Annotated in this window: 36 protein-coding genes; 3 read left to right on the forward strand and 33 right to left on the reverse strand. The window is 29.3% G+C overall.

All coding sequences use genetic code 11. The annotated features are described in order from the left end of the window. Positions 1 to 16: 16 nt before the first annotated feature. The gene (locus ABXT45_RS04170; protein WP_415312862.1) at positions 17 to 1,159 is read left to right on the forward strand and encodes a glycine cleavage T C-terminal barrel domain-containing protein; all 1,143 of its coding nucleotides are present in this window, start codon (positions 17 to 19) and stop codon (positions 1,157 to 1,159) included. Positions 1,160 to 1,353: 194 nt separating this feature from the next. Here the strand turns inward: ABXT45_RS04170 and ABXT45_RS04175 are convergent, their stop codons facing one another. The 26 genes from ABXT45_RS04175 to ABXT45_RS04300 form a co-directional block, all read right to left on the reverse strand. Beyond that, positions 1,354 to 2,313 carry a hypothetical protein gene (locus ABXT45_RS04175; RefSeq protein ID WP_415312863.1) on the reverse strand — a complete coding sequence of 320 codons (960 nt, stop codon included), beginning with the start codon at positions 2,311 to 2,313 and terminating at the stop codon, positions 1,354 to 1,356. Beyond that, entirely contained in the window at positions 2,310 to 2,960 is a 651-nt protein-coding gene (locus tag ABXT45_RS04180) for a hypothetical protein (RefSeq protein WP_415312864.1), read from the reverse strand. Before ABXT45_RS04180 ends, ABXT45_RS04175 begins: the two co-directional genes overlap by 4 nt. A gap of 75 nt (positions 2,961 to 3,035) precedes the next feature. Continuing rightward, the gene (locus ABXT45_RS04185; RefSeq protein ID WP_415312865.1) at positions 3,036 to 3,467 is read right to left on the reverse strand and encodes a hypothetical protein; all 432 of its coding nucleotides are present in this window, start codon (positions 3,465 to 3,467) and stop codon (positions 3,036 to 3,038) included. Beyond that, positions 3,467 to 4,018: a hypothetical protein gene (locus ABXT45_RS04190; RefSeq protein WP_415312866.1), complete on the reverse strand. Its 552-nt coding sequence runs from the start codon at positions 4,016 to 4,018 to the stop codon at positions 3,467 to 3,469. Before ABXT45_RS04190 ends, ABXT45_RS04185 begins: the two co-directional genes overlap by 1 nt. Before the next feature lie 77 nt (positions 4,019 to 4,095). Then, positions 4,096 to 4,437 carry a hypothetical protein gene (locus ABXT45_RS04195; RefSeq protein ID WP_415312867.1) on the reverse strand — a complete coding sequence of 114 codons (342 nt, stop codon included), beginning with the start codon at positions 4,435 to 4,437 and terminating at the stop codon, positions 4,096 to 4,098. Between the two features lie 48 nt (positions 4,438 to 4,485). Then, a complete protein-coding gene (locus ABXT45_RS04200; RefSeq protein ID WP_415312868.1) occupies positions 4,486 to 4,749 on the reverse strand; it encodes a hypothetical protein in 264 nt (87 codons plus the stop codon). Between the two features lie 154 nt (positions 4,750 to 4,903). Next, positions 4,904 to 5,581 carry a uracil-DNA glycosylase family protein gene (locus tag ABXT45_RS04205; protein ID WP_415312869.1) on the reverse strand — a complete coding sequence of 226 codons (678 nt, stop codon included), beginning with the start codon at positions 5,579 to 5,581 and terminating at the stop codon, positions 4,904 to 4,906. 13 nt (positions 5,582 to 5,594) lie between these two features. After that, complete coding sequence (locus ABXT45_RS04210; protein ID WP_415312870.1) at positions 5,595 to 6,188, reverse strand: hypothetical protein; 594 nt, start codon at positions 6,186 to 6,188, stop codon at positions 5,595 to 5,597. A 207-nt stretch (positions 6,189 to 6,395) separates the two neighbouring features. Then, on the reverse strand, positions 6,396 to 6,758 hold the full coding sequence (locus ABXT45_RS04215) for a hypothetical protein (protein ID WP_415312871.1): 363 nt from the start codon (positions 6,756 to 6,758) through the stop codon (positions 6,396 to 6,398). Further along, a complete protein-coding gene (locus ABXT45_RS04220) occupies positions 6,755 to 7,279 on the reverse strand; it encodes a hypothetical protein (RefSeq protein WP_415312872.1) in 525 nt (174 codons plus the stop codon). Before ABXT45_RS04220 ends, ABXT45_RS04215 begins: the two co-directional genes overlap by 4 nt. Before the next feature lie 43 nt (positions 7,280 to 7,322). After that, positions 7,323 to 7,610, reverse strand: a complete 288-nt coding sequence (locus ABXT45_RS04225; protein WP_415312873.1) for a hypothetical protein — start codon at positions 7,608 to 7,610, stop codon at positions 7,323 to 7,325. Next, positions 7,607 to 7,990 (reverse strand): hypothetical protein, encoded by a 384-nt coding sequence (locus ABXT45_RS04230; RefSeq protein WP_415312874.1) that lies wholly within the window; start codon positions 7,988 to 7,990, stop codon positions 7,607 to 7,609. Before ABXT45_RS04230 ends, ABXT45_RS04225 begins: the two co-directional genes overlap by 4 nt. Positions 7,991 to 7,993: 3 nt before the next feature. Beyond that, positions 7,994 to 8,287, reverse strand: coding sequence for a hypothetical protein (locus tag ABXT45_RS04235; RefSeq protein WP_415312875.1), 294 nt, complete (start codon positions 8,285 to 8,287; stop codon positions 7,994 to 7,996). Beyond that, positions 8,287 to 8,694, reverse strand: a complete 408-nt coding sequence (locus tag ABXT45_RS04240) for a hypothetical protein (RefSeq protein ID WP_415312876.1) — start codon at positions 8,692 to 8,694, stop codon at positions 8,287 to 8,289. The genes ABXT45_RS04235 and ABXT45_RS04240 overlap by 1 nt, the downstream gene beginning before the upstream one ends. 105 nt (positions 8,695 to 8,799) lie before the next feature. Further along, a complete protein-coding gene (locus tag ABXT45_RS04245; protein ID WP_415312877.1) occupies positions 8,800 to 9,366 on the reverse strand; it encodes a hypothetical protein in 567 nt (188 codons plus the stop codon). Continuing rightward, entirely contained in the window at positions 9,366 to 9,539 is a 174-nt protein-coding gene (locus ABXT45_RS04250) for a hypothetical protein (RefSeq protein WP_415312878.1), read from the reverse strand. The genes ABXT45_RS04245 and ABXT45_RS04250 overlap by 1 nt, the downstream gene beginning before the upstream one ends. Continuing rightward, on the reverse strand, positions 9,539 to 9,925 hold the full coding sequence (locus ABXT45_RS04255) for a hypothetical protein (RefSeq protein WP_415312879.1): 387 nt from the start codon (positions 9,923 to 9,925) through the stop codon (positions 9,539 to 9,541). Before ABXT45_RS04255 ends, ABXT45_RS04250 begins: the two co-directional genes overlap by 1 nt. Before the next feature lie 2 nt (positions 9,926 to 9,927). Beyond that, positions 9,928 to 10,518 carry a hypothetical protein gene (locus tag ABXT45_RS04260; protein WP_415312880.1) on the reverse strand — a complete coding sequence of 197 codons (591 nt, stop codon included), beginning with the start codon at positions 10,516 to 10,518 and terminating at the stop codon, positions 9,928 to 9,930. After that, positions 10,519 to 11,010, reverse strand: coding sequence for a hypothetical protein (locus ABXT45_RS04265; protein ID WP_415312881.1), 492 nt, complete (start codon positions 11,008 to 11,010; stop codon positions 10,519 to 10,521). 6 nt (positions 11,011 to 11,016) lie between these two features. After that, positions 11,017 to 11,514, reverse strand: a complete 498-nt coding sequence (locus tag ABXT45_RS04270) for a hypothetical protein (RefSeq protein ID WP_415312882.1) — start codon at positions 11,512 to 11,514, stop codon at positions 11,017 to 11,019. A gap of 48 nt (positions 11,515 to 11,562) precedes the next feature. After that, positions 11,563 to 11,991 (reverse strand): hypothetical protein, encoded by a 429-nt coding sequence (locus tag ABXT45_RS04275; RefSeq protein WP_415312883.1) that lies wholly within the window; start codon positions 11,989 to 11,991, stop codon positions 11,563 to 11,565. Between the two features lie 123 nt (positions 11,992 to 12,114). Then, positions 12,115 to 12,597 carry a type IV pilin protein gene (locus tag ABXT45_RS04280; RefSeq protein ID WP_415312884.1) on the reverse strand — a complete coding sequence of 161 codons (483 nt, stop codon included), beginning with the start codon at positions 12,595 to 12,597 and terminating at the stop codon, positions 12,115 to 12,117. Positions 12,598 to 12,600: 3 nt separating this feature from the next. Next, the gene (locus tag ABXT45_RS04285) at positions 12,601 to 13,098 is read right to left on the reverse strand and encodes a pilin (protein WP_415312885.1); all 498 of its coding nucleotides are present in this window, start codon (positions 13,096 to 13,098) and stop codon (positions 12,601 to 12,603) included. Positions 13,099 to 13,193: 95 nt separating this feature from the next. Next, a complete protein-coding gene (locus ABXT45_RS04290) occupies positions 13,194 to 14,600 on the reverse strand; it encodes a DUF2130 domain-containing protein (RefSeq protein WP_415312886.1) in 1,407 nt (468 codons plus the stop codon). A 149-nt stretch (positions 14,601 to 14,749) separates the two neighbouring features. Beyond that, positions 14,750 to 15,127 (reverse strand): hypothetical protein, encoded by a 378-nt coding sequence (locus ABXT45_RS04295; protein WP_415312887.1) that lies wholly within the window; start codon positions 15,125 to 15,127, stop codon positions 14,750 to 14,752. Positions 15,128 to 15,130: 3 nt separating this feature from the next. After that, a complete protein-coding gene (locus tag ABXT45_RS04300) occupies positions 15,131 to 15,694 on the reverse strand; it encodes a hypothetical protein (protein ID WP_415312888.1) in 564 nt (187 codons plus the stop codon). A 426-nt stretch (positions 15,695 to 16,120) separates the two neighbouring features. Between ABXT45_RS04300 and ABXT45_RS04305 the strand changes: the two genes are divergently transcribed. Beyond that, the gene (locus tag ABXT45_RS04305) at positions 16,121 to 17,164 is read left to right on the forward strand and encodes a DNA cytosine methyltransferase (protein ID WP_415312889.1); all 1,044 of its coding nucleotides are present in this window, start codon (positions 16,121 to 16,123) and stop codon (positions 17,162 to 17,164) included. On the opposite strand, the gene ABXT45_RS04310 is transcribed toward ABXT45_RS04305, so the two are convergent. After that, complete coding sequence (locus ABXT45_RS04310) at positions 17,159 to 17,617, reverse strand: hypothetical protein (RefSeq protein WP_415312890.1); 459 nt, start codon at positions 17,615 to 17,617, stop codon at positions 17,159 to 17,161. The genes ABXT45_RS04305 and ABXT45_RS04310 overlap by 6 nt on opposite strands. Positions 17,618 to 17,701: 84 nt before the next feature. On the opposite strand from ABXT45_RS04310, the gene ABXT45_RS04315 reads away from it, so the two are divergent. After that, a complete protein-coding gene (locus ABXT45_RS04315; RefSeq protein ID WP_415312891.1) occupies positions 17,702 to 18,727 on the forward strand; it encodes a DNA cytosine methyltransferase in 1,026 nt (341 codons plus the stop codon). On the opposite strand, the gene ABXT45_RS04320 is transcribed toward ABXT45_RS04315, so the two are convergent. The 6 genes from ABXT45_RS04320 to ABXT45_RS04345 all read right to left on the reverse strand — a co-directional run bounded on the left by ABXT45_RS04320 (position 18,719) and on the right by ABXT45_RS04345 (position 24,983). After that, positions 18,719 to 19,669, reverse strand: a complete 951-nt coding sequence (locus tag ABXT45_RS04320) for a PD-(D/E)XK motif protein (protein WP_415312892.1) — start codon at positions 19,667 to 19,669, stop codon at positions 18,719 to 18,721. The two genes, ABXT45_RS04315 and ABXT45_RS04320, sit on opposite strands and share 9 nt — an antisense overlap. After that, positions 19,666 to 22,311, reverse strand: a complete 2,646-nt coding sequence (locus tag ABXT45_RS04325) for a Z1 domain-containing protein (protein ID WP_415312893.1) — start codon at positions 22,309 to 22,311, stop codon at positions 19,666 to 19,668. Before ABXT45_RS04325 ends, ABXT45_RS04320 begins: the two co-directional genes overlap by 4 nt. A gap of 3 nt (positions 22,312 to 22,314) precedes the next feature. Beyond that, positions 22,315 to 23,877 carry an ATP-binding protein gene (locus tag ABXT45_RS04330; RefSeq protein ID WP_415312894.1) on the reverse strand — a complete coding sequence of 521 codons (1,563 nt, stop codon included), beginning with the start codon at positions 23,875 to 23,877 and terminating at the stop codon, positions 22,315 to 22,317. Positions 23,878 to 23,884: 7 nt separating this feature from the next. Continuing rightward, positions 23,885 to 24,088: a hypothetical protein gene (locus ABXT45_RS04335; RefSeq protein ID WP_415312895.1), complete on the reverse strand. Its 204-nt coding sequence runs from the start codon at positions 24,086 to 24,088 to the stop codon at positions 23,885 to 23,887. Positions 24,089 to 24,149: 61 nt separating this feature from the next. Beyond that, positions 24,150 to 24,611: a GxxExxY protein gene (locus ABXT45_RS04340; protein WP_415312896.1), complete on the reverse strand. Its 462-nt coding sequence runs from the start codon at positions 24,609 to 24,611 to the stop codon at positions 24,150 to 24,152. Between the two features lie 105 nt (positions 24,612 to 24,716). Continuing rightward, positions 24,717 to 24,983, reverse strand: a complete 267-nt coding sequence (locus ABXT45_RS04345) for a hypothetical protein (protein WP_415312897.1) — start codon at positions 24,981 to 24,983, stop codon at positions 24,717 to 24,719. Positions 24,984 to 25,082: the final 99 nt, after the last annotated feature.

Raw genomic sequence — 25,082 nt, forward strand, 5'->3', positions numbered from 1 at the left:
TTAATAGATTTTAAGAATGGAAGATAAGAAAAACTTCGGTTTTGGAACTCAAATTAGAAAATCCCCTTACTTTAATTCAACGGTTAAATGGGGTGCAACTGGTTTTTCAGTTTATAATCACATGTACATTCCTCGTGACTTTGGTGATCCAGAACAGAATTTTTGGAATTTAGTTAATGAAGCAATTTTATGTGACGTTGCAGTTGAACGACAAGTTGAAATTACTGGACCAGATGCTACAAAATTTATTCAACTGTTAACACCAAGGGATTTATCAAAACTTGCAGTTGGTCAATGTAAATATGTTTTAATTGTAAATAATGATGGTGGAATTTTAAATGACCCAGTTTTATTAAGACTAAAAGAAAACCATTATTGGTTATCTCTTGCAGATAGTGATATTTTATTATGGGCACAAGGAGTTGCAGTAAATTCAGGTCTTGATGTTAAAATTATCGAACCCGATGTCTCCCCTCTTCAATTACAAGGGCCAAACTCTGGAAAAATTATGGAAGCTTTATTTGGTGAAAGTATTAATGATCTTAAATATTATTGGTTAAGAGAATTAGATTTAGACGGCATTCCTTTAATTGTCTCTCGAACAGGTTGGTCAAGTGAGCTTGGATATGAATTATACTTAAGAGATGGCTCTAAGGGGGACAAACTTTGGGAAAAGATAATGGCAGCTGGTAAACCTCATGGATTAAAACCAGGTCACACATCATCAATAAGACGTATTGAAGGTGGAATGTTATCGTACCACGCTGATGCTGATATTAACACAAACCCTTATGAAGTTGGATTAGAAAGGCTTGTGAACCTTGATACTGATATAAACTTTATTGGTAAAGATGCTTTAAAAAAAATAAACAATGAAGTCATTAAAAGAAAACAAGTTGGAGTGATTTTAGACTGTGATCCTTTAACTGGACCTAACACTACTTTTTGGGAAATCTTAAAAGACAATCAGCAAGTTGGTAAAATTACTTCTGCAGTTTATTCACCAAGACTAAAACAAAACATAGCACTTGCAATGGTTTCAATTAACAATTCAGAGATTGGGACAGTGCTTGATGTTAAAATGAATGACAAAGTCATTAAAGCAACGGTTGTTGAAAAACCTTTCTATGATCCTAAAAAGAAACTAGCAAGTTCATAGCAATAAGAGTATTTATAAACCATGTTAACTCCAAAAGACTACATATCCCTATACTTACTGGTTATTATCTTAACTGTAGTCTCAGTTAACTTCATGTACCGTCTCTATTTTTAGTAATAAAAATTTGCCTTTTCTTACTTTTTTCTAAAATTCATCTAAATCTATATTTTTATATTTTGATTAAGCAAAAATAATCAGCATGAAGGACACGCTTCTGTAGCAGTTGACTCTGCGTCGGCATCTGATTTTGATTTCTGGTCAGCTCTATCACTTTCAGAATAGCTTGCTGCAGCTTCTGCTTTTGCTGTATCTGAACCTATATCACCAGATGATATTTCAGCCGCCATTTCTGCCATAGCCTCATTGTGAGCTGCTGCATCAAAAAAATCACTTTGCATTGTTTCAAGTGTTGGCATCACATCGACATCAAGATTTTGAGACTTAGCTGCCTCTGCAACTGCTGCTGTTGATTCACTAATTCCAAGTCTTTCAGCTTCAGCAATGGTCTCTAGTTGTTTAGTATAGTCTTCTTCTGAAATTCCTTTTTTAGACGCATTTAAAACATCTTCTTTTAATGAGGAGTTCTCACTTACAACTTTTGCAATATCTTCAAAATTTAAAGTGTTAACTCCTAATTCATTTAAATTTTTACTGACTTGAAAAAGATTAAGACCCTGTTTCTCAACAATAGTCATATTCTCAACTAAAGATGTAATTTTTTCATTTTTAATAATCTTCATTTGTTTACTTGTTTCCATTATTTCTTGAAAATTTTCTTTAGGTAAACTTTTCATATCTATAACAGATAAGTCGTTACTAAACTCTTTGGGTGCCAGCTTACTAATATCAGCAAGTGATTTATCAATATAATCTAGAGTCATTTTAGTGATTTCAATTTTGTTTTCTTTGAAATTTTCATTAGCGAAGTCAAAAGCTTGATCTAATTCTTTAATCGCTTCATCAATAACTGTTAATTCGTCAGAGGTTTCTGTGGGTAATTTGTCTAACTGTTTTCTAATTTTATTTGTCTCTTTAATAAATTTTTTATATTCTTTTTCAGCATTATTAGCATAAGTTAAATTTGACATTAAAAATAAAATCATCAAACTTACAAATATTATATATTTTACGTTATTAAATTTATCTTTAATCATTTTTGTATTTCATCATATAAATCAAGGTTCTCTTTATTCTTTAAAGTAGAATTAAAAGTTTTAATTGCATTTTTATACTTAGTTAATAATGCTGCGCGCTTTTTTGTATTTTTATCAATCTTATTTTTTTTAATTTCTCCATTGTTTAGAAAGTCACCCATTACCCAATATCGCTCCATAGCATCTTCAACACTAGTGTTTAGATCCATCCCTAAAGCTGCTCTCATTTTTTCTCTACTCTTGTTTAATTTAATTAATGAAACTACATTTTTTCCATATTTTTTTTTATCTGGCCAGGTAGATACAAATTTTTGGAGTTTTTTTTGATTTTGTTTTAATTGTTGAAGGTAATATAATTCGAATTGTGCTAGCGCATATAGCTGCTCACCTGGGTATCTTTGGTGATATTTAGGACCCCTTTGGAATGTTTTAGACATTATTTTGGTTGCTTTGTTTGCTCGGCAATAAAATTTAACACAACTTTTACTAAAAGATTCTAACATACCAGCAGGGTAGACTTTTGGTTCAGCAAAAACGCCCAGGGCTTTAATTTCCTGTATTACTGTTAGAGGCTCTTTTGTTGCGCTAAATGAATTTGAATGAAAAATAAAAAAAAAACTTATAATTAAAGTAGTTAAAATTTTCATTAATCTTTAATTAATTCATTTATGTAAAGTTGTCCATTTATTTGAAAGATTTTTATTTTATAAAATAGAACTTTTTTAATAGTATTCCCTATCCCTTTTTTTAATAAAAGACCTAGAAGAGCCAAGTTTCCCGACGTTTATAGGATCAGAACATTTTTTTAGAAAGCGCATTCCTCGATTGGGATCTTTTCTAGGAGCGCTTGTAAAGACAACCTTGTTCTCATCTCTTCTCGACTTTTCTAGCTCTTCTTTTCTCTGACGGTCTCTCATTTTTTGATATTCTTTAAGCTCATCAAGCTTGTCATCTTTCTCTTCTTTTACAGGCTCATCTTTTAAATAAAAAGTAGACGTATCAATATCTTCAACTTTTGCCTTTGTTTCTTGTTCTTTTGCATAAGCTGCTTCCAGTTCTTTTATCTTTTCGTTAATTGGCTTTGTTTTGACATAAGAGTTATCAACTTTATCAAAAGCTGATCTTTGCCAATCAGGCATATTATATTTTACCATTAGGTCTCCTTTCCTTTAGATTTTTTATATTTTAAATACTGATTAATTAAGTTTGATTGCCTACTTAACAACCTTCCCTCCATTGTATTTAATTTCATCATCCGATCACCACCGCTGCAATCTTTAACATAAGCTGCACCCATCAATTCACTTCTGCGATCTAGATCTTTTTTAATGGTTTGATGAAACTCTTTATGCTTAATCTTAACAAAGCTAGGGCTGTTATAACTCCTATGGTATTCAGACATTTCAATGCCAAATACCCCACATTCTATTTGAGGTATTCGTTGTAACCTCCACCCTATACTAATGATTTGTTGTATGATTAAGCCACTGATTGCATCAAAGACCTCAAAGGTTTTAAACATAAGATCTACATAACCTTTGTATTGCTCAGTATCTTCTCCAACCATCACATGATGCTCTGCATAAATGCCAAGTTTTATTGCATTCATTGATACTTTTTCTTTACCTAACTTCGTTTTAGGTCCTGTTGACTTTTTAGCATTTAGTTTATTTGCTAAAAGTTGTTCCTTGCTGATATTAGACAAATTGTTCTCCTTAAATTATTTTTAATTAAGGAGATTTCTATAAAAATTTTTACTGTTAAGAAATGTTCAGTTATTATCTACTTTTGAGTGTACTTAAGGATTTTAGGGTACTTTTTTAAGAGATCCTTATTCAATAACGATCCAATGCCTAAAGTTCTATTTTTTATCCATTTTTTAATATGTTTATAATAAAAATTTTTAGAACTATCGTAATCAGACATTAGTTGATTAACTCTAAAATCAGCAACTTCCCTTTTAAAGTGCTCTTTCATTAAATCTCTAAATGCTCTGTGTTTGATTAATCGTTTCCAAGCTATAAAAGGACTTTCATTATAACGATTGCAATACTGGATGACTTTATAACTAATAGAAATCTCAACAAATTCACTAACTTTAGGCTGTCCTCTTCTTTCAACCATTACCACTCAACAACAAACCCAAAACGAAGATCCCTAAAATCTTTTTCATCAAATCATAATTATTGTTAAAAAAATTATTGCAACAACAAAACCAATAACCATTCCATAATCATCTTTAAAATTCCCGTGTCCCTGACCTTTAGATAATAAAGTGATTTTATATATTGCTGGTGCAGACAAAGCTGAAACCATCACAAACCATCCATAAAATTTTCCTGGTGCTTCTGAAGCGTATGCAATTAATATGACTAATAACCAAGATACGGCTATTGAAATTAATTTAATGAAATAACTTTTATCTTTATCTTCCATTAATCAAAAATTATTGTGTAAGCTAAATAAGCAAGTTCAATGGCTAATAATATTTCAAGTCCAGACATAATTTAAGACTAGCAAATTCCAAATCAGGTGTCTAGGTGATGGAATTAGCTAATACTAAATAGGATTAAAGAAGCCTGAGGCGTGGCTATTTATTAGATTTTAATAAATTCATCATTGATGATCTATTTTCTTTAAATTGAATATTCTTTCTTGCATTTGCTCCTGAAGGATGAGGAAAGCCTTTAAGAAAACAAGTTAATTTAAGATTATATTTGTTATTCAAGTATTCAATTGTAGATGAAACTGTATTACCTAAAGGAATGATGATGACTTTTTTTAAGGTCTTTAACTCTTTTAAAAAGTTTTTCTCAATAAACTCTATAAGTATTTTCTTCTTTAAGATATTTGAGCCTGAATAATTTTTTCCTTTATCAAATACAGGGTATTTAACTAAAGACGTAGTATGGAGATGTTTGCTGTTTTTATTAAATAAACTCTCACAAGATTTAATTTTTAATTTTTTATTTACTTTTAATTCATCCAAGTATTTAATTAGGGTGGTTCTCATACTACCTTTAAAGCTAGATAAATCTTTGACTTCTTTTAGTGATTTGCCATCATTAATTACCTCAAAACTCTGCAGCATTTGTTGAAGTCCAGGGGTAATGCCTACAATCATTATTTTTGCTCTAGAATTAATATATTCAAACGGTGCATAATAGATTTCTATATTATTCTCGGTGTTTATTAAAAACTTGCTATTGATAATAGTAGATTTATTAATTTTTTTAAGTGATCTAATCTGTTTTAAAAATTTGGACATTTAGCTAAGTTTTTTATTTTTTTATGAATTTAAAACCTCTATTTGCATAATACCAAATCACAGGAAAAGAAATTATCATTAAAATAATCTTAGAAACAAACATGGTGTCTATTATCGAATAAATCACTCCAATTATCAATATAGATAAAAATATTCTATTTTTAGTTTTTGTTTTTATGTCTTTTTGTTTAATTTTTTGAAATGCGATCTTTAACGCAAAAAACATATTCAATAACATCCACCCTATAGAAAAAGGAGCTCCCATACGTATCCATGGAGGAAATACTATTTGAGCAAAACCAATCCAAGCTTTTGGAAATAGATCTGCACAAAGGTGAATTGCTATTCCTGTTAAAAAACCAATATAAACATAGTCTAATACTTCTTTTGAAATATTTTTATTTGAAAAAAATCTCCCAAAGATTTTATTCGAAAATTTAGAGTAACTTTCCATTGTTAAAAATTTATATAAGAAAAATGGAACTATTATTCCATGAGTCAATATTGATCTATGTCCTAAAAAAAACAAAAGGTGTAAATCAAAATCAGGAAACTCTAATCCAGCTAATAAAGAAACGTATAAAATAACTAAATATATTTTTTTCATTTATTAACTGCACTCCATAATCCAAGACTAACAAATCTTAAACTCTTACTCAAGATGAGTTAATTAACTAATACTATAAGAATTAAAAAGACTGAGGCGTGGCTATAAAATAAACATATTTGTCTAATAAATTTATCTTATGTTGGTTGAATTGATTCTTTTGGGTTATGTACCATTATTAATATTCAGAAAATTTAATAAATATTATTATAATCGAATATCTTTATCCTCTAAATGATAATGTCCATTAAAATTTAAACCATTACTTTTTGTTTTTTCTTCAAATTCATTAAGAGATATTCGTTGTATAAACCAAAAAAAAATACCAGTAGCAACTGCCAATAAGTGAGGTATCGGTCCCAGACCTAAGATACCAACCCAAAAAAAAGCTGAGACAAATCCAGACACTATTCCAAAATATTTTGGTTCATATGAAAAAACCCAATTATATAAAGGATGTTTTAATCTGTATTCTCTTTGATATTTTAAGAATTCTTTTCTTTCTTTAAAATATTTTTCTTTTTTTTTATAAAATTTATCATCATCAATTTCTTCTTGAGATTTATTCATACCTGCACAAGACGCCCAAATAATTCTGCTAAATGAACCTGTAAATCCTTCAAATCTTCACTTGAATACCCTGGCTTATCCTTAGGAAGATTTTTTCCATATTCTTGTAATTTTTTAAATTTTTCATCCTTATCTTTTATTTTTCCAATTTCTTCAAGCAATGGTAAGCCTTGAGCTACTCTAGTTTCAATTTTATCCTTAACTTCTTTTTTTTCAAAAGCAGCTAAATACATGTAACAAGTTTGGCAGATTTCTTTAAAATTTTTATCTTCTGACGTAATTGCTATAGATACGAGTATACCTTTTATTACATCAGGATCGTATTTTAGATGTTTTTTGTTATAAAAAGTTTCTTGTTTAAATTTTTCTCCGTTTTCTAAGTTTATATCTCCAGCAATTATTTGAGACCAATAATTTCGTACAGCTTGAACCAAGTTTCCATCATCTTTTAATTTTTTTTTTACATTATCGATTGCAACTTTTTCATCTTTTTTATTCTTAAAAATATCAAATATTCCCATTTTAAATACTAACTAACAACTACGATCCCTAAAAGTTTTTTCATTATGGTAGTCTACAAATTGTCTTTTTGATATCTACAAAGCATATCACGCGAACTGAACCGCTTTCAGTACTCTTTGATAAATAATACTGCACACTATCTTCTGTCGAAGTTATTAATTCAATCCTGTATACAAAACCTAAGAGCTTTAAATCTGTAACTGTCTTATTCTTAAGCCATTCATTTGTAATTTCTTTTCTTGTAAGTTCTTTTTTTGGAAATAATTCTGCTGCATAGGCATTCCCACTCAACAACAAACCCAGAACTATAATCGATAGAAGTTTTTTCATTTATCTGAAACTATCTCTGTGAGTTTATCATTAATTACTTTTATAATTCTAACCTTGCCATTAGAAAGTGGCATAACTAATTCATAAGTGGGTTTCTGACCGACAATATTAACAGGTCTTATAAACCAATTATCTTTAGATATATAACTTAACGTATTTTCTCCAGTGTGATCAAATACATCTAGAGAACAACCCATTGCTCCACAATAATCACTCTGCTTTGTGCAGCTATCATATGTTGAATAGATTATTTTTTCTGGTTCTGGTGTTCCACCTAAATCTAAAATAATTTCAGGATTTTTATCTACACAGTTGTCATCTGCAGTTACAGGTACAAACCATAATAATACTAGGACAGTTGTTAATAAAAGTTTTTTCATAATTTATATTTTCTTGTAAAAAACTCTAACACTCTTGATTGCCCAATAGCCAATACAAGCTCTATAAAACCAAACAAATAAAATGTAACTCCAATGGATAGACCAAAATATCCAATATGAGTAATCTAGTAGTATTCTACGCCATCCATCAATTAAGTAATAAGCTATGTTCACAATTGCTCGAGCAACAGTAGAATCGGTAGTATCAAATCTTACATAACCAAAACTAAAGTGAAATAAAAATACCAGTCCAATTAAACCGATTACTAAACCAATAATTCTTTCTTTCTTTTCCATTAAAATGATCTTTTATTTTTATTAATTCTTTTTCTTGCTATCATTACATCAAAGCTGAATACCCCATCGTACTTAAAATTATCAAAAAATGTAGAAACATTTTGCCATACAGAACCAACAGGCCAAAAACAAATAAAAGCTCCAATCATAACCAAAGGCATGCCTATCCAGGTTGAGATATCAAAATTTTTAGATACCCACATCCATGTTCCAAACCAAATTCCAAAAGCTAAACCATTAGCCAACAAAATTAGAGCTGGATACAAAGCAGACAACAGAAATGAATAAAATGTATTTCTATTATTTTTTTTACAGCCATAGAGATTTATAAAAAATGGTAGAAAGAAAAATAATAAAAAAAATGGATTAATAATAAATTCTATAAAAGAATTAATTAATTGTATCATCAATATACACTAATACTTTTTTTTAGCTGCCGCAATTGCTTCATCTATTCTTATTTACCATTAAAGCTAACAACAAACTAACAACCACAATCCCTAAAAGTTTTTTCATTTAAAATATCCCCGTTCTTCTCCAAATAATATGATTTCCTTTTGAAACAAATCAGTAAAATATTCGTATGCTTTTTCTTTATTTTTTAATTCAAATTTTTTAGAATTTGAATCAAAGGTTCCTGAAACAATTAAACAAAAATTGGTATCAAGAAATTTATAAGCTTTAATAGACTTTAAGTCATTATTATAAACACTCACTGATTTTGTGTCCTTGTGAATGAATTGAATTCTTGCTTGTTGTGTGTGCCAATTAAGTTGTTCTGCCATAAATTCAATTGATATGTATGATTGAAGCCCATAATGAAAAGAATTAATTGTTATAGCTTTTAGGTCTTCTGTGTCTTTTTTTACTTTTAGGTTTTGTGTGTGTTTTTTAAATAGTTTTTCTAGTTTTATAAAATCTTCAGCCAAAAATTTTTTATAAACGTCTGTACCAAAATTGCTAATCGGCTTAAATAATTTTTGTATCTTTTCATCTTCTAGTCTTTCTTCCTCTTCTTTTAATCTTTTTTTATTTTTTATATCAGAAATCTTTTTATCTAATTTATCTATTATGCTCATTAGTGCAAAACCCTATCCCAAACTTCGATTCTTATATGCTGCCATCCTTCATCATATTGAATTTCAATATTAAAATAATCATCTGGATCTAAAGTTCTACGAACTAAATCAACATATTTGTCTATTTTTGTATATGACATTTTTCCTCTAAACGTTTTAACAAAAGTTTTCATTATTTTTTTGCACATACCGCGGCAGCATTAGCCATTTTTTCTTTATCATTATCAAAACTGTCTTTAAGTACTCTGTCCATACATTTTAGTGATGAGCTTGTTGAGCCCCCACATAGTACTGCTGCACTTGCTGATTTTTCTTTATTATTAGCAAAACTAAATTTTAGTACTCTGTCCATGCATTTAAGTGATGAGCTTGAAGCACTTTTGCAATAAGCAGCAGCATTGGCCGTTTTCTCTTTATCGTTATCAAAACTAAACTTAAGAACTCTATTCATGCATTTCTCCAATGGATCTGAAAACCATCCTGCATTTGAATCGCTAATCGTGAATGGGTTAACATAGAATACTAACGATAGAATTATGATCCCTAAAAGTTTTTTCATTATTAAATTTGATCACCTTTCTCATTTAGATGAGGAAAATCATTTGTAATTTTTCTAATTTTATCTTTGTATTTTTCTATATCAACACCTCTATAATATTTGATAAAGGTAGGCATCTCACAAGCTTGATAGACATCTAAACGTTTAAAGAAATAATCTAAAAAGCTAATTGATCTTTCACAATAAAGTCTTTTTGCATCAAGCATCTCATTAAATGCTTTATGGTGCATTTCAAGTTGTTCTGGAAACCAGTAGGCATCCATATAGCTATCTAAATCAAATAAATCTGAAGGTTGCCATATTACTTTTCGATTACCAAAACCAAACTCTTTAACTAAATCTCCAAACTTTCCACCTCTATCCTCATGTGCATATGGTACTTTTGGGTGACTTAACGTTCTATCTGTAAGATCTAAAAAAATACCTTCAAGATGAAATAAGTCTTTACCAACAGTTTTTCCATCTTTTGTGCTTCCATCTTGGTTGTAGCCAAACGAAAAGTCTATGTTCACAAATTGCTCTGCTAACTCAAAATCTTGATGAGCGATCATATTATTTGTTCTTTTTTGAAAATAATTTTGAAGGAAATTCATTTACCTAAATTTTGCTTTAACCAAAATTGGTTTCTTCCACTTTGCATCAAAAGTTTTAATAGCTTTTTTTCTTATTTGTTCACACTTAACAAACATTTTTTCATAGTTTGGATCTTGCAATTTATCTTCTAAAGGTAATTTTAAATGATCATCTTGAGATTTATTAGTCTCATTTTTTAATTTTATGAAATAATTAATAATTTCTTTATTAGTATCATCAATTTTTGCTGTTTTTAGACCTTTAGACCATTCCCATATTTCTTCAAATTGAAAACCAGCTTGTTTTAATATCAACACTTTTTCATCAAGAATATTTTCTGGTTTTTGACCCCATAAATAAACTGCACCTATCATAAATTCTTCTTCAAATGTCACAACTATATTTTTAGACCATTCAGTATCAGCACAATTTTTAATTGCTTTTTCAGATTTATCTTGAAGACACCCACTCAACAACAAACCTAGAACGATTATCCCTAAAAGTTTTTTCATACCTGGTTATCTATGAGCATCTTCTTCCCATTCTGATTTAAATAAGAGACATGGCTCTTTCACTTTGAGTTTGAAATCATTATCTTTCGATGTTTTTTTTATTAATTCATTTTTATTAATTGATATTTCAAACTTAATATTCTGTAAAAAATTAACACCATTATTCACCAAGTTAGCTTCAAGTCTATTATATGATGTTTCTTTAAGTGCAAATGTACAGGCTAATTGATCAACACTATCTCTTTCCCATTTTTCGTCACCCTTCATTTTGTGACAGATGTACAAATAGTCATCTTTATTCGTATTACTCGAAATAATATCTATCATCCATTTTTTAGATTTAGCGATTTGCATATATTCATCAGGATGATCACCAGCACAAAAAGATTGATTAAAATCATTACCAGAAAAATGTATAATAGATTGTTCAAAACGGTAATGAGAGACAAAAGTGGTCTTACTATCACAATGAAATGCAATATTTATATAATCTGGACTAATCATATTCAAACTCTACCAAACCCAGAATCACGATCTCTAAAAGTTTTTTCATTAAAAAAATTCTTGTATTATAATAACAGTACCTAGCGCAAAAACCACTACTGCAATAATAGCTCCGATCAATATTTTTGCATCAACGTCACCTCCGTACTCTCTTTGAAAATCTAGTTTTTTCTTTTCATCTTCAATTATAGTTTCCCATATATCGTTAACATCTTCTTTAACACCTTGTTTTTTACCAATAAGTATAAGTTGCATCAAAGTCTTTGCATGAATATCGCTCAAAAGACTATTAATATTAAACAGTCTTGATATTTCATTAGCTATTAATCCTAACATTATAAACAATCCACCAAAGATAATTTTAAATTCTATTTTCCAGTCGATCTCATATAGCGCCCCAAGTACTGCGCCTATAACCATTAACACAAAACCTATCTTAAGAATTTCAAAAAAGATTTTACGGCTATCACTTTTCATATTTAAAACACTACCAAACCTCTAATCAGGTGTCTAGGTGACGGAATGAGTGTCAATTGTCTGTAATTCCCGTTGCCCGTTGCTTTGTGGGGATAGCTTGGTTCATGGCACCGGGTAACAGAACTACTCCGGCGTTATAGTATCACTTAAAATATTTTTACTATCAGTACATGGCGTTCTTATGCATGTTTGGATGTAAAGAATTTTTCTTTGATAAAGAGTATTGTGATTTACATAACCAACATCAGCATCCGACCATCCACCAAAAAACCAAGGTGCAGAACTTCTTGAGGAATTTGTAGCGTTGGGGTAATATGGATTTTTTGATCCAGTTTTCTCAAACCAATATTGGGCATAAGCATCAAGTTCTGACCCTGTTATACCAACACAACTTAATCTACCATCAAAAATTGTATTATTACCCAATACACATTTCATAGATTCAGCTGTTAATATTTTAATCATAATCTTATGATTAGCTTTAGCGACACTTGCTTTAGCACTAGCCGTATACCCATTATAAGCAACTACACCAACGGCTGCTAGAATACCGATGATGGCTACTACGACTAAGAGTTCTATTAGGGTGAAGGCTTTACGGTTCATTATCTAAGGTTTTAAATCCTTAATTGTGTCACTCAAAATATTTTTTTGATCTGAGCATGGTAATTTAACGCATGTATAAATATACAAGTCAGTATTTTGAGCTAGTGTATTTACATTAATATACCCAACATCTGAGTCATTAAAACCTGAAACCCAAGGAGCTGAACTTCTTACAGCAGTTTTCGAATTATAGGCATTCTTAAAATTTCCCTCATAAAAATAACTTGTTGAATTACCCTCAACATTACTTGCATTTCTTTGATGACAATTCAAATTCCCACCAGGATTAGATTGAGATGGAAAAATTATAGCTACTCCAATTTCACATCTCATTACTTCAGCTTTTACAAATTTTATATATTGTGAGTGAATAGATTTAGTTTGGGCTACTTTAGCAGCACCCGTATACCCATTATAAGCAACCACACCTACAGCAGCTAGAATACCGATGATGGCGACAACGACTAGAAGTTCTATTAGGGTGAAACCTTTTTGTTTCATAATCCAACCCTACCAAACCCCTAATCAGGTGTCTAGGTGATGAAAAAAGAGCACTTATTAAAGACTAAAGGATCTTGGGATTAGTTATATTTTGTTTATTCATCATCAAGCCTATCATCTTTATGCTCTAATAAGTCTTGCGGAAATATATCTCCAACAGTTCTAGTAAAAGAAGTCACTATTTCTACTAGATTTGTTTTTACTCCATTAATAGTTTTAGCTTTGTTGGCCGACATTCTTTCAAAAGATGTTCGTTCTTGTGAAAAAATTTTTTCCATAGTTTTTATTTCATTAACCATACTTTTTATAGGTAGTTGAAAATTAGGACTATTAAGATTTGCCCAACATTTTTTCATGACATCAGGAATTTCATTATCTTTATTTTCTCTAGTTTTAAAAATTAAAATTGACCTGATTTTACTAACTATTGCATGTATTATTTGTTCATCCATCGGAATAATGGTAATTGAGTTTCCATGTCTCTCTACATAGCTTGTATATTTATCCATGTCAGTTGGTAGACATGCAGTTGAAGCAACAATTATTCCATTTCCAATCCCTTTATCTTTCATATCGTTTAATAGTTTATCACACCACTTTTCATTAAAACTTGTAGTGTCTTTGCTTTCAAAATAAATTTTTGCAATATTTTTTTTTCCTTTATAATTTATCGTTAATATACAGTCGCCCCCTTTAGCTCCTTTTTTGATCTCATCTACGTTATCATCTGGGAATTTTCTTTTTAAGAATTCTTGTAAATTTTCTTCTTGGATTTCGCCTTTTAACTCAGACTTTTGGTTTGACATTACTGAATTCATTTTATCTGTATTGTCCTTTAATCTTTTATTAGTTATTTCGCTTTCTCTTTTTATCTTTAGAATTTCAGCATCATTTTTTTTTTTTACTTCTCTTGCTAATTTTTGGGCTTTAAGTTCCTCATTTTTCGCAGCATCAATTTTGGCTTTTTCTATTTCTTTTTGACTGTTGGCTAATTGAGCTTTGTATTTTTTAGCTGCTTCTTCTTCAGCATTTTTTGCAGCATCAATTTTGGCTTTTTCTATTTCTTTTTGACTGTTGGCTAATTGAGTTTTATATTTTTTAGCTGCTTCTTCTTCAGCATTTTTTGCAGCATCAATTTTGGCTTTTTCTATTTCTTTTTGACTGTTGGCTAATTGAGTTTTATATTTTTTAGCAGCTTCTTCTTCAGCATTTTTCGCAGCATCAATTTTAGCTTTTTCTATTTCTTTTTGACTGTTGGCTAATTGAGATTTGTATTTTTTAGCTGCTTCTTCTTCAGCATTTTTTGCAGCATCAATTTTGGCTTTTTCTATTTCTTTTTTATTATTATCTAATTGGGATTTGTATTTTTTGGCTTCAATCTGAGATTCCTTTAAAATTTTTTCATTTTCTAATTTTTTTTTTTCAAAATGAGAATTAAATGCACTACCGGCATCGAATTCTTTTTGGCAGTTTGGACAGGTTATTTTTAAAGCATTTTGCACTAATTTTTATCTTAACAAAAAATTTAGGTTCTAGATAGGTTGTAATTCAGTTGAAACTTTTACCTTTTAATATTGCAACTTTGTTGCAAAATATTGTTTATAAAAGCCCATTCTGAAGCAACTAGTATCAGAAAACACCTTCACAAATTTTATTCAATATTTGTCTTTTCAACATCACATTTATAATGCTCTAAAAACCTATCATTTTTGTAATCATACTTTGATAATGTCATGCTAGGCTTTGTATCTCCATCAAGCAAAATCATTTGAAAGCCTAATTCATAATCTGCAAACCTTGCAGTTATCTGGTTTTCACCAATATCTAATTTATTAGCTTCAATCATGATAAATTCACCCTTCTCTTTATCAAAATATTCAAGTCCTACAGCTTGCATTGTAAATTTTAAAGGGTCATGCTTTCTTCCAATGACTACATATTTCATATTAAGACATGAGATTTTTAAACCTTGATCAGCGTTAGAGGTTGTTGGTAATAACAATAAGATAAGTAAAATAATTCTTAACATTATCTAACTATCCAAATCATTAAGAGTTTTACATAGCTTATTGGCCTCTAAGACGGATGGAACAAGCTTATCTAATTTCCAATTATTAGTAGTTATGTCAAAATACTTAGCTGCTTTAAAATCGACCCCATCTACTATCTCAATTTCATACTTCTGAAATTCATCATAGAATTCTTTTAAAAAATGCATGTATTCTTTAATAGGAAATGTACCCAAGCTAAACGATACCCTGTATCCCATTAAAAAAGGTGAAACACTAATAACATTTGCTGTTACATCTACACCGTTAATCTTTATAGGAATATTTTTGTCTATTAGTTGCTTAATATCTCCAGGTTTTTCATAAGTATAAAAAGTAAAGTTATTATAAATTTTTGCACAATCATCTTCTGATGAAATAAAAAAATTCAATGAATCCCCATGAGTAATTTCACCTGATACTCTGGCATAGGCTAAGCTGTTAAATTGATCGATGGTCCATTCCTCATGATCTGCTTGAGCTTGATAGGCTATAACTAATAGAAACAAAACCAAATGAGCTGAAACAAAAATTAAGAAGCGCTTCATGATTTAAGCTCCACATTTATTCCATTTTTCTTGAGTATTTTGATTATTTTCTCCCAAATGATGCTGTTATGGGTGCTTGGACTGAGTTCAAACTTGAAGGTTTGTTTGTAAACTGGGCTGCAGTTATCATAAGCAATGTAAGCGCTTACATGACAGTATTTATTAATACCGTTTATTTCCATATATCAAAACTCCTATTGTTGGTTGTATTTTTAAGGGAAAGTAATTTGTAGTTAGTAATGGTTTCACCCCTTCTCTTATCAAGGAGTTTACGTAAAGAGGAGAACAATGAAAAGAAACGTAAACGGGTGAAAAGGAATGAAATCCAATGCATGATTCTACTTAGATCATCAATCTTTGTCCCTACTAAGCCTGAATTTTGTTTAAAAAAAGAATTTTAAAAATGTATAATATAGTGATTCTCTTATGAATAAAAAAAACATACAAGCTATTAGCCTATTTAGTGGTGCGGGTGGATTAGACCTTGGCTGTAAATTAAATAATATAGAGGTTAAAGTCTCTGTAGATAATGACTTTGACTCAACAGAAACATTAAAACTAAACAAAGAATTTTCTAAAACTAAAATACTTCATCAAGATGTAAAAAATGAGGAACCAGAAAAATTAGAGGAATATTTAAGTAATAAAAAGACCATATTAATTGGTGGACCACCTTGCCAACCTTTTTCTAAAAATGGCTATTGGGTCAAACATGAAAACCGAAAGATTACAAAAGATCCTAGAAACTGTATAAATGATTTTTTTCATTATGTTAAAAAACTTAATCCTGATGGATTTTTAATTGAAAATGTTGAAAGTATTTTACATCCTGTAAACAAAAGTGCAGTTGATAATATTATTCAATCAACAAAAAAATTGGATTATAAATTTAAAATGGTTAGAACCAATGCTCTAGATTATGGTGTGCCACAAAAACGGAAAAGAGTTTTTTTCTTTGGCTCTAAAAATGACTTTTCTTTAGAAGATCCAAAAAAAACGCACTTCGATCCCAAAAAAGAAGACTTGTTTGATAGTAACTTAAAACCTCACGAAACGGTTGGCAGTCACATAAAAGAATTTTCTAGTAATAAATATAGTGAAGAACAAGAAAATGCCGAGCTGGGAACCTTTTATAAAGAATTAATGAAAGTGATGCCTGGTAAAAATTATTTATCATTATGTGATGGAAAACAATCTAATTTTAAAAAAAATACAAGGTTTTGGAATTTTCTGCTTAAACTAAAATCCGATCTACCTTCGTGGACAATCGCAGCACAACCTGGTCCATGGGTTGGACCTTTTCATTGGGATAATAGGAGATTAAGAGTGCCCGAAATAGCTGCAATACAAACTTTTCCCAAAAATTATAAATTTTTTGGAAATAGAAGATCTATTCAAAAACAAATAGGTAATGCTGTGCCTCCCTTATTAGGTAAGGCAATGGTTAATTACTTAGCAGCAAATTTATAAATTTCGATTGAAGCTGATGAAGCTTCTATATTGATGAACATTCAATGTTTTTATTTGGTCAAAATATTTAGAGAGATTTTTTCCAGTCATAGTTACTGCAACTGTTTCTTCCTTTATTAAATGGTCAGTATACCTATAATGTTCAATTCCAGTGTCATTAGCTCTATTGCAGATGCTATCTCTTGTATATAAAGATCTATTTTTTGCCCTCGAACTAAATAAAAGCTTATTATCCCAAGCAGTGAACGTTCCAGATTTTTTATGATAGCCAAATATCAAGGCCCAATACCCATCCAGGTGATATTCTTTTAATTTGATTCTATTTCGCTCAGCTATTTGCACCCTGTATTCGTCTAAATTTGTTCTATAGGCAAAGCCAATATTGTTGAGACAAACTGAAAATTTATTACCCTTATAGATAAACTTGTAAGGATTGGTTTTGTTTTCAACCACTAATTTAAAATTTTTATTTTTTAAATTATCAAAGAACGAGCTGGTAACCATAACTTAAGTATAATATTAAATAACCATAAAGTAATGAAAAAAATATTAAGTTTATTTTCTGGTGCAGGTGGTATTGATATTGGTTTTAAAAGTAATTCTTTTGAAACTTATGCTGCTATAGACAATTGGCAAGTTGCTTGTGATACACTCAAGGAAAATAAGATTTCAAAAAATGTAATATGTTCCAATATTAAAGATGTAGATTTTACAAAATTTAAAGGCAAGGTTGATTGCATTGTAGGTGGTCCACCATGTCCACCTTATTCAAAATCAAGGTTTTATATTAAGGAAAAAAAAAGAGCACTTGAAGATGAAGATTCTTATACTTTAGTTTATTTTTGTAAGGCTCTAAAAATTATTAGACCTAAAGTATTTTTCTTTGAAAATGTACATGGTTTTTTTTTTAAACCTCATAAACCTGCATTAGATTTTTTTGAATCTGAATGTAAAAAAATTGGTTATAATTTATCCTACAAAGTTATTAATTGTGCTGATTATGGTATACCACAAATTAGACAAAGATTTATATGTGTTGGGTCATTAAAGGAGTATGGGACATTCAAGTTTCCAGATAACACTCATATAAGTAAAAAAAAATTAGATTTATTTAGTGGTAATAAAAAAGAGTGGATTAATTGTAAGGAAGCTATAGGTGATCTAGATATACCATTACCAGAAGATAAAAATAATTTAGCAGGCTCTAAGCACAAACATCTCTTAAAATTAATTCCACCAGGGGAAAATTATCTTTATTTTACTAAAGAAAGGGGTCATCCTAAACCAGAGTTTAAATGGAGATCGCGTTATTGGTCTTTTTTATTAAAACTTTCACCTAAAGAACCTTCATGGACAATTCAAGCAAGTTTTTCAAATAACATGGGACCCTTTCATTGGAAGAATAGATTTTTAAGAATCAATGAAATTAAGAGAATACAAACTTTTCCAGATAATTATAAATTGACAGGTAATTTTAAAGATCAATGGAGATTAGTTGGAAATGCTGTACCACCATTATTAACTAAAGTTATATCTAAGGAAATAAAAAAACAATTATTTTAAAAATTCATAATCAGATAGTTTACTAATTGATTCAGCACTATTAAGGTCTGACACGAATTTTATATTTTTAACTCCATACATGGGTGTTTCTTTAATCCTGGGAACTTTTGTAGAGTCAAAAAATTTAAGATTATCTTTTGAATATTTAAAGTTATACTTTATATCATTTAATTCTTTTTGTGTCTTTGATCCAGTATAAATATCATAAATTTCCTGCAGTTTTTCTTTTAAATATTTTTTACCAATATCTTTAAGGATATCATTTTTTAAATCTAATAATGAAATACCAGTTCTAGATTTTCTTAGCATTACAGAACCAATAATAATTATATTATTCTTAGAATTTAATTGATCAAATGAAAAAATATGTTTTCGGTCGTTTGAGGTTGTAGACTTAATTTCTAGTGCTTTATTTTCTAGAAAGAAATCAAATGTATCATTTATTTTTGGGTGAAAAGCCTCAATTAATAATTCTTTTGAATTTAAAATTTTGATAATAAATAACTCTCCCCAAAATCCAATTAAATCATAATTTTTACTTTTTGAAATTTGTTTATATAACTCGATTAAACTCTTCGTTTTTTCGTAAATTTCTTTTTCAGAAATTGTTTCAGCTATATTTTCAATAATATTATTTAAAGAACTTAAAAAAATTTCTCTTAATCTTTCTTCCTTAGAGGTACATCTTAATATACTAAATTTTTTTTTGGATTCTTTTCCATTAAATTTTATTGTTGCCTGCATTCCATGGTGAAGTTGTAGATTTTGAATATTTTCTTCTTTCCCTTTGGGACTTGTTGTGCAAAACAGTATTGCAATATGTCCCAAACCATTAATACCTATATAATGGTTATTTGATTTTTTTAAATTCTCCGTATTGAATGAGTTTTTATTTGTATTTTCGGGTTTTTTTAATTTTTTGTATATCTTTAGTAAACTCATCTAGTTACACCGTATATACTTTCAACAAAAATTGATCTTGGCATAAAAAAACTTAGATAGGGAATTTTAATAGCAATGGGGTCACCTTTACCATTTTTTTCTGATGTGACTGTAATCTGATGTATTTGAAGAGTAGGAATTTCTAAAGATTCTTCATTATTTGTAATACCATTCAAAAAATCCCAATGGATTCTAACATCTCCAGGAAATAAACTTTTGTCTTTATGGGAATCTTTCTCATAACCAGTACTTTGACCAGCTCCAGATGTTACAGGCCCATTTTTTATCTTTTCTATTGTTGGTAATGGCTCTTTATCTCTGTCTCTAATGTACGGTGATCTTTTACTATCCTCATCTTTTCTAAATATCATTATAGGACATTTGACATTTTCTCTTTTTAATTTTCTTTCAAGAAATTGATCATCCGTCTCCTTATCACCCTGTATAGGATCTAAAAAATTTTCAATCATTCCCATTAAAATACTAAATCTATTTAAGTCTCTGGTTTCAAATTCAAATTTACTTAAAATTTCCCTCAAGATTTCACCTAATGGAACATTTTCCATTATTAATATATCTTGAGATTCTGCCCATGGATGCCTGTCTTTTATTGCTTGTATTTTAGATAATTGTTTAAAATTACTATTAAAATTAGTAGTGAGTATTTCATAAATATTTCTATTTATATTTAACTGAGTATCATCTAGTAAATGAGAATATCTGCATCTTACAGAGGCAGTGTAAGGTTCTGCTCTATTGACTAGATACAAACTGTTATTTATTCCTGGTCTAGTTAATTTAAAACTAGTTCTTTCTCTACCAAACCAAAAACGTCTCATATTTTTTAGATTTTGATTAGATTGTAAAAATCTATCTAAAAATTTCATAAGACTTTTATTTCTATCATACTCACCTTCAAAAAAATTAAGGACATCAACAGTAAACCATAGTCTTAAAAAATCAGAGTTTTTTTTCTGGTACCCCATAAACCTTGCTCTTTGTAATAAAGTGTCTTCCTGTTTAACACCCAGTGATCTACAAAGATAAGTTACCGTCAAACCCTCAACTGTATAGCCTCTATCAAGTCCAAAACCTCCTACTAAGATATTTGCATAATTTCTTCTATAATCTACAGAAGGTATACTTTTTCTTCCTTCAGCACGATTAAATGGATACGGCGTACGACCTAAACAATCTGCACTTTTAAATATTCGCCAAAATTTTTCATCGATTTCTGGAATTTTTGATTTTGAATTTTTCTTGATTTTATCTAAGTGTAATTTAATTTCTTTTTCTAGATCTTTAAACTGATCATCATTTTTATTTTGTAAAGCAAAACGAAATTTATCCTGTAGACCCTTTATCCAATTTAAATATATCCTGTGGTGACGAGTTGTACCAGCAGGATGAATTATCATTGACATATTTTGTCTTGAATGTCCTGTTTTTACTTTGTCACGATCTTGATAAATGCCACAAGATACACAAGTTAAAAAATATAAATAAGCATCATTAAGGCTTTGAGGACATTCGGTTGCTGATATTTCGTAATCCCTAATTGTCTCTTCTATTTCTTCAACACATTGATTTATTTTAGTTCTTGTAGAAAAAAAATATTCCAATCCTGTATAATCTTTACCAGGCTTTATTATTTCACCAAAAGACGGGGATAAATTGTTAAAAGTATTTATTATCAATGTTGCATTTGGAGTTGCCGTATATCCTAGAAATGAGTGAAACTGAAACAATTTTCTCATTGCAGTAATTTTAAAATGAGTAGGCGTTCCTAAATATTCAAGATTAATTCTTTCACCAACCTGTTCATCAAATTTATTTTTTAGGTCAATACCAGGATTAATTTGGTATAAATCATCAGGATTATCAAAGTTGGCTCTTTCTAAAATATCTTCAAGTGTATCATTTGATTTAATTTCATATAACTCATTGTCATCTTTTAATTCTGGGTCATTTTTTTTTGCTTGTGGATTTAGGGAATGATGGTCACATTCATCATCAACTATTAATGTTGGGATCTTAGAGTATTTTAATGGATCGTTATTAGATGCATCCATAAATAGTTCTGTGATTGTTTCGATTCTGGATGGATTTTTCATAGATAGTATAACTAAAGTTTTTTTTTCTTCTTCAGGAATTTCAGGGTTGAGCCAATCCATGAGATTTGACTTTAAAATTTCTAAATTTCTCATACTATCCCACTCTGATTCAACATTTCTTAAAACTTCAAATTTTCTAGACTCTAAAATATTATCTATTCTTCCAGTATTTTGAACAACCAAAGGCCCAACACTTCCAGTAAGAAGAATTAAAATTTTAAAATTATTATCAGCAGCTAAAGTAAAAACTGCTTCCATCGAGGTTGTTTTTCCACTTTGGATTTGTCCAAAGCAAAGCCCAGTTGAATTTAAATTTTCTTCTGTAATATTGTTTGGATCTATACATTTACTTAGCAATTTAACACTACCCGTCATTAGGTTCTGTTTATCTTCCTCATTAATACCTTCTTTGCTATCTAGATAACTTGTGAAAATTTCACCGTTACTGAGTGGTGTCCACGTGGCGTTCTTATTAGAAGTTGGACTTTCTAAAGGTTGGTTTATTTCTATAATTTTATTTTCTAACATTTTCTAATTTATTGTTGGTGGCACAGAATCTATTATTGCATTTATATACTCCCTAACCATATGAGTATCTTTAAAACCTCTTTCTTTTCCAATTACTTCAGCAAGTACAATGTAACACAATAATGAAAGCATACCTTCTATTTCTTTTTCATCATTTCCAAAATATTGAGAACTAAATCCCTTTTGCATTAATATTTGAATTTGTACTTGTTTATTTTTTATACCTTTTTTATCAAAGCTATAGTCAAGCCATTTTTTATTTTCTGTTTCTTTGTCGTTATTTAATATGATATCGATTGTCCATTTCTCTCCATGAAAATTAATACTTCTAGATCTTATTTTTGTAGGTTTTGATTTTGTTTTAGGAAGTTCTGTTGGTATTTTTACAACTTTAATATCTTTCATTTTATCAATAATAGACATCGCTTTAGATAATTGCACTATAGATGAGTTGCCAGCTTTTTCAAATGTTGTTCTTATTTCGGGAGTGTGTTCTTTTCTAAATCTATCTGCCTGTCTAATTAATGGCATATCATCAGAATCAATAACCGATTTTAATTTTGTTAAAAAGGCCTCTTTTTCATCATTTGTCCAATTTAAATTATCTTTGGTATGGGTTACTTCTATTTCGTCATCAAAATATAATTCTCCAAACAGTCTTCTTGCAATTGATGAACCATCTTGTCTAACAAGTTTTGTAGGTCTCCAAGCTTCTTCATCACTACCAAATAACATTCTCTCTCTTCTAAAGACAGAAAACCCAGCTTTTTTTGTGTCTCCTTTTTTAGTTACCTCCATAATTGCAGCAAAACCTTTAACACTGTGTTTTTTATGTTCACAACCCAAAGGAAAGCTGAATTCAAATTTTTTTTTCCATAAAATTTTTTTAGGATTAATTATTTCATCATCTAAGTCTTTGTAACTAGGAGCTTTTAAAATTTTAAAACCTCTGTGTTTTAATATTGTTCCATTATATCTAATTTCTATTTCATTTTTTTCAATATAAGACCTATACATTGAAGCTAGATGATCTTTAACTTTTTCAACATCTCTACCTTTAACTGTGTGAATTATGTCTTTTAATGTCACAATAGTGTAGTGAGTGTTTTTAGGCATTTTAGCTTTCTTAAAAGCTAATCTTTCATTTAATTCTTCTGTTATTTTTTTTATATCAAATTTTGCTTCTGTAGCAAAATCCTCTCCGATGGCTTTAGATTTAACCCCCCATAAATTAGAAAACCAACATGCGGCTGTTTTCATTCCCATACCAAATTCGGACAGTCCTGAAGTTTTTTTCGGTCTTCTTGCTGCTTGAAATGCTCTTTCATAATTTTCCTCATTAATACCGGCTGCATTATCTCTAATCTCAATTACTGAACTACTTACATAAATCTCAATTTTTAATTTATAATTATTATGTAATTTCCTTAATTTTAATTTGTTATCTACATAACTCTGTATAGAATTATCAACAAACTCAGCCATAGCATGATAAGGGGTATAATTTATTCTAGAAATAGTACTTAAATATCCTACTGTCGGTCTTATATTAATTGTATTGGACATTAGTTTTTTATAATTTTTCTATTAATTTTGTTATTTTGGCTACTTCTTTGTTTGATTCATTTTTGCCACTAAACCCATCTTCACCTGGAAATCCTGCGTTAGTACAAGTGCCAGCTAATTTCCTAATTAGATCATTTAAGTTATCATCTTGATATTTATCTTTAATTTTAACAGATAATACCATAAGCGCGTGTTCTATTGGTGATGTCATACAATCCTTTCTGTTTTGTTTGAATACATAATTTTGATTGATTTTTTATTTAACAAAATACTCATTTTAATTTAAATTTATTTTTTTTGTACTCCCAAACTTCAATATCAAATTTTTCCTCAGGTATTTCATTTACACCATCTTTGTACTTTTCAGATTTTTTAAAATTAATTAACATTCCTTGTGTAATTTTTTTTATTATTTCATGATTGTTTAATGGTGCAGATCTTAATTGTGTTTTTAATTGTTGCCTGCTTGTATCGTCAATTTTAGAAGCCAATTTCATTTCAATTATTAAATGTTCTTTTAAGTCATCGTGGGGTGAGACTACAAAATCAAGTTCCAAAAAACCTAGAGGATGTCCGTCGTAATAAATTTGTATGCTTGTTTCTCTTAAGTGTGGAATTTTTAGTTTATCCAATTCAATTGATAGGGCAGTTTGTAGAAGTGTTTCGTTAATACAGCCTATCTCGTCGTAAATTTTTTCTGAAACTATTTTAATTTTATCTATAAATTTCTGCATTTAATAAACTAAATATTTCAAGAATAGCTCATTAATGCATTCTCTTTATTCAGAAACAGTACTTTTTTTCCGTATAGTTTGGAAGATCAAAAAACACTATATATTTCAAGTTTTTTTACTTTTAACTGGTTTTTTCTTATCTTTTTTAACTTCTTTTCCATCTTTAGTAGCTAAAGTTAAGTAAGGTTTTCTTATTCTATTTAGGTGAAGTGTAGATTGAGAAGTCTCGAAAGTTAACGATACCTTAACTTCATGCTTATCATCTGTTTCTTTTTTAAACTCATCAATTACTCCATTTAGATCTTTAAGTTGAGTGCTTTTATCAAGCCCTATGCTTATTCCTTTTATTTTATCATTTAGTTTTTTTGTCATTTTATATTTTTGATAATTGACGATACAGTAATTCAATATTCATTTCTATGGTCACCAAGTAAGCCTTAAAGGACAAGTTGACCTTATAAGGCAAGTGTA

It is taken from the genome of Candidatus Pelagibacter sp. Uisw_106, assembly GCF_047724975.1.
Taxonomy (GTDB): Bacteria; Pseudomonadota; Alphaproteobacteria; order Pelagibacterales; family Pelagibacteraceae; genus Pelagibacter.